The 4533-nt window shown below is 71.5% G+C and carries 2 protein-coding genes; both read right to left on the bottom strand.

Annotated features, from left to right (window positions below; translation table 11 throughout):
- A partial coding sequence (locus tag H5J31_RS39400) for a type I polyketide synthase (RefSeq protein ID WP_181777747.1) occupies window positions 1–3419 on the bottom strand: 3419 nt, incomplete at its 3' end.
- Window positions 3420–3444: 25 nt separating this feature from the next.
- Window positions 3445–4533 (bottom strand): beta-ketoacyl reductase (locus tag H5J31_RS39395; RefSeq protein ID WP_181777746.1); only part of this gene is annotated, 1089 nt, incomplete at its 5' end.

Raw genomic sequence — 4533 nt, 5'->3', positions numbered from 1 at the left:
CCGGTGATCAAGACCGTGCCACGAGGCTGCCACGACCGGTCGGTTCCGGTGGTCGCGGCGGCTCTGACCAGCCTGCGGGCGAACACGCCCGACGGCCGGATCGCGAGCTGGTCCTCCGTGCCGCCCAGTACGGCCAGGGTGTGCCGCAGCGTCTGTTCGTCGTCCTCGGCGGGCAGGTCGAGCAGCCCGCCCCAGCGGTCGGGGTGTTCCAGCGCGGCCACCCGGCCGAGTCCCCAGAGCTGAGCGTCTTCCGGCCGGGCCACCCGGTCGGCCGGTTCGACGGACACCGCCTGCCGGGTGGCCGCCCAGAGCGGTGCTTCGAAGCCGGCGTCCCCGAGTGCCTGCAGGAGCACCAAGGTGCTCGCACCGTCCACTCTGGACAGAACGCCGGTGAACCCGGACAGATCCGCGAGGCGGGCGGCCAGGTCCGCGCGGTCCGGGGTGCCGGTGAGGACCAGCACCTCGGCGCGGTCGCCGAAGGCCGTCAGCAGCCGCGTGTCCTGGTGCGACTCGGGCAGCACCACCAGCCAGCGGCCATCGGGATCGGCGGTACCCGTGGCAGTCAGTGGCCGCCAGTCGACCTGGTAGGCCCAGGAGTCCGCCTCCGCTTCCTGCCGCCGGCGGTGCCGCCACGCCGCCAGTGCGGGCAGCGCGGCTCGCAGTGGCTGGTCGGCGTCGACGGAGAACGTGGTGGCGATCGATTCGACGTCGTCCCGTTCGACGGCCGCCCAGAACTCCGCGTCGATCGGGTCCGCACCGACCTCGGCGGCCCCGGTGTCCGCCGGATCGAACCAGTACCGCTCGTGCTGGAAGGCGTAGGTGGGCAGCTCGACGCGGTTCCCGCTGATCAGCGCGGTCCAGTCCACCTCGGTGCCCCGGGTGTGCAGCGCGCCCAGCGCGGTGATCGCGGTGCGGACCTCCGGCCGGTCGGGACGCAGGATCGGCGCGAACAGGGCGTCCGTCTCGGGCAGGCAGCCTTGCGCCAGCCCGCTCAGCACCCCATCGGGGCCGAGTTCGAGGAAGGATGTCACACCTTGTGCGGCAAGGGTTTTCACGCCGTCGGCGAAACGCACCGCTTGGCGCACGTGATCGAGCCAGTACCGCGGCGACGTCAGGTCCGCGGTCAGTCCACCGGACACAGTGGACACCACCGGGATCTGCGGCGCAGTGAACGTGATGCGCTCAAGAACGTCGGCGAACTCGGCGAGCATCGGCTCCATCAACGGCGAATGGAACGCATGACTCACCTCAAGACGCTTCGTCTTACGACCCTTGGCCGCGAACTCATCCGCAATCCGGGCAACCACAGGTTCAGCACCGGAGATCACCACCGAATTCGGGCCATTCACCGCCGCGATCCCGAACTCGGCCGTGGGCGTGAACTCGTCCTCGGTCGCCTCGATCGCGACCATCACCCCACCCTCGGGCAACGCCTGCATCAACCGACCACGAGCCGATACCAGCCTGCCCGCGTCCTCCAGCGAGAACACACCGGCGACATGCGCGGCCGCGATCTCACCAATCGAGTGGCCTAGCAGGAAGTCCGGACGCACGCCCCACGACTCGAGAAGTCGGTACAACGCAACCTCAAGAGCGAACAACGCAGGCTGTGCGAACTCCGTACGGCCAAGATCCCCTAGCGGCGGCAGGAACTCACACGCAGCATCAAAAGCCTCAGCGAAAACAGGGAACTCCGCATACAGCTCCGCACCCATACCAACACGCTGAGAACCCTGACCAGCGAACAAGAACGCCGAACGGCCACGGGAAGCGACGCCGGTGACCGCGGAAGACGTCGAAGTTCCCGCTGCCAGTGCCGTCAGCCCGGCCGCCAGGTCGTCCCCGAGCACCACGGCGCGGTGCTCCAGCGCCGTGCGGGTCGTCACCAGGGAGAAGGCCATGTCGACGGAGTCCGCCCCACTGTCCACAACGGACAGCAGTCGACCGGCCTGCGCCCGCAGGGCAGCCGGGGTCTTGCCGGACAGCACGAACGGCACCACCGACGGCGCGGTGGGCTCGATCCGCACCGCATCGTCCACCGGGGCCTGTTCCAGCACCGCGTGCGCGTTGGTCCCGCTGAAGCCGAAGGACGAGACCCCCGCCCGCCGCGGGCGCCCGGTTTCCGGCCAGGGCGTGGCTTCGGCGAGCAGTTCCACCGAACCCGCCGTCCAGTCCACCCGGGACGACGGCTCGTCGGCGTGCAGCGACTTGGGCAGCACCCCGTGCCGCATCGCCATGACCATCTTGATCACACCCGCCACCCCGGCGGCGGCCTGGGTGTGCCCGAGGTTCGACTTCACCGCGCCCAGCCACAACGGCCGCTCACGGTCCTGCCCGTACGTCGCCAGCAACGCCTGCGCCTCGATCGGATCACCCAGCGAGGTCCCGGTGCCGTGCGCCTCCACAACGTCCACATCGGACGGAGCGAGCGCGGCGTTGGCCAGCGCGGCCCGGATCACCCTGCGCTGCGAAGGCCCGTTCGGCGCGGTCAGCCCGTTGGAAGCGCCGTCCTGGTTCACCGCCGATCCCCGCACCACCGCCAGGACCTGGTGTCCCGCGCGCCGGGCGTCCGACAAACGCTCTACCAGGAGCACACCGGCGCCCTCGCCCCAGCCGGTGCCGTCGGCGGCGTCGGCGAAGGGTTTGCACCGGCCGTCCACCGCGAGGCCACGCTGACGGCTGAAGTCCAGGAACGCCGCCGGAGTGGACATGATGGTGACTCCGGCGGCCAGCGCCAGGTCGCACTCGCCGTTGCGCAGCGCCTGCACCGCGAGGTGCAGGGCGACCAGCGAGGAAGAACAGGCGGTGTCCACGGTGACCGCCGGACCTTCGAGTCCGAAGGTGTAGGCCACCCGGCCGGACAGCACCGCGGCCGCGTTCCCCGTGCCGAGGAAGCCTTCCAGCTCGTCCGGGCCGTTCTCGAGCAACGACACGTAGTCCTGGTTGTTGGTGCCGGCGAACACGCCGGTCCGGGTGCCCTTCACCGCGGGCAGGGGGATGCCCGCTCGTTCGAAGGCCTCCCATGAGGTCTCCAGCAGCAACCGCTGCTGCGGATCCATCGCCAGCGCTTCACGCGGGGAAATGCCGAACAGCCCGGGGTCGAACTGCCCGGCGTCGTGGACGAACGCGCCTTCACGGGCGTAACTGGTGCCCGCGTGGTCCGGGTCCGGGTGGTACAGCTCGGCCAGCTTCCAGCCACGGTCGGCGGGAAAACCGCCGACCGCGTCGGTCCCGTCGGCGAGCAGCCGCCAGAGGTCCTCTGGCGACGCGACCCCGCCGGGGTACCGGCAGGCCATGCCCACGATGGCGATCGGCTCACGCGCGGCGTCCAGCAGGCGCTGGTTCTGTTCGCGCAGCCTGCCGGTCTCCTTGAGCGACGCCCTCAGCGCATCGACGACTTTTTCGGAAGGCGTACCCATCATCATCCCCATCTGGCCGTGTCAATCAGGAATTGCCGTCGAGCGCGATCTTCACCAGGTTGTCGAGATCCATCGTGTCGAGGAGATCTCCGTCCCCGGTCTGTTCCGGCGAATCCGGGGCCGCCAGCCCGGCCAGCCGCAGCACCGTGCCGGTGAGCCCGGCCTCCCGCAGCGCGGCCGGCGAGATCAGGGCCAGGGCGCGGCGAAGCTGCCCGTCCTCGTCGGACTCGCCGGGCTCGCCGCCGTCCCCGGCGATCTCCGCGGCCAGGTGCGCGACGAGCGCGTCCGGGCTCGGGTGGTCGAACACGACGCTGGCGGGCAACGGGACACCGGCCGCCGAGGCGAGCTTGTCCCGCAGCTCCACCGCGGTGACCGAGTCCAGTCCGAGATCGCGGAACGGGCGTGCGGGACCGATGTCGCCGCCGCCCGGCAGCTGGAGCACCGCCGCGGTCTCGGCGCAGACCAGGTCGAGCAGGGTGCGCCGGAGTTCGGCCGGGCTCATCCCGGCCAGTTCTTCCCGCCGCCCCGGCTCCGCGGCTGCGGCCGGTCCGGTGGCGGCCTCCGGCAGCGTGTCGAAAAGCCGGGCGGGCCGGGCCGAGGTGAACACCGGCAGGAAGCGCGACCAGTCCACGTCGGCGATGGTCACCGTGCTGTCCCCGGCGCCGACCGCCCCGGCCAGCGCGAGGAGCGCCCGCTCGGGCGCGAGCCCCGCCAGCCCCATCCGCAGTAGCTGTTCGCCGCCCTCGCCGTCGGCCATACCCCCTTCGGCCCACGGGCCCCAGGCGACCGCCGTCCCTGGCAGCCCGTCCGCGCGTCGTTGCTCGATCAGCGCGTCGAGCGCGGCATTGGCGGCCGAATAGCCGCTTTGCCCGGCGCTGCCCCAGATCCCGGCGATGGAGGAGAACACGACGAACGCGTCGAGTTCCCGGTCGCGGGTGAGTTCGTGCAGGTGGACCGCACCGGCGACCTTGCCGTCGAGCACCTCGGCGAACTCGGCCGCCGAGGTCTCGCCCAGTGGCGCCGAACGGGACACCCCGGCCGCGTGCACCACCGAGTCCGGCCCGGCGGGCAGGCTCTCGAGCAGGGCGGCGACGGCATCGCGGTCCGCGACGTC

The organism is Amycolatopsis pittospori, from assembly GCF_013870525.1.
GTDB lineage: Bacteria > Actinomycetota > Actinomycetes > Mycobacteriales > Pseudonocardiaceae > Amycolatopsis > Amycolatopsis pittospori.
This window is presented reverse-complemented; position numbering and strand designations above follow the sequence as displayed.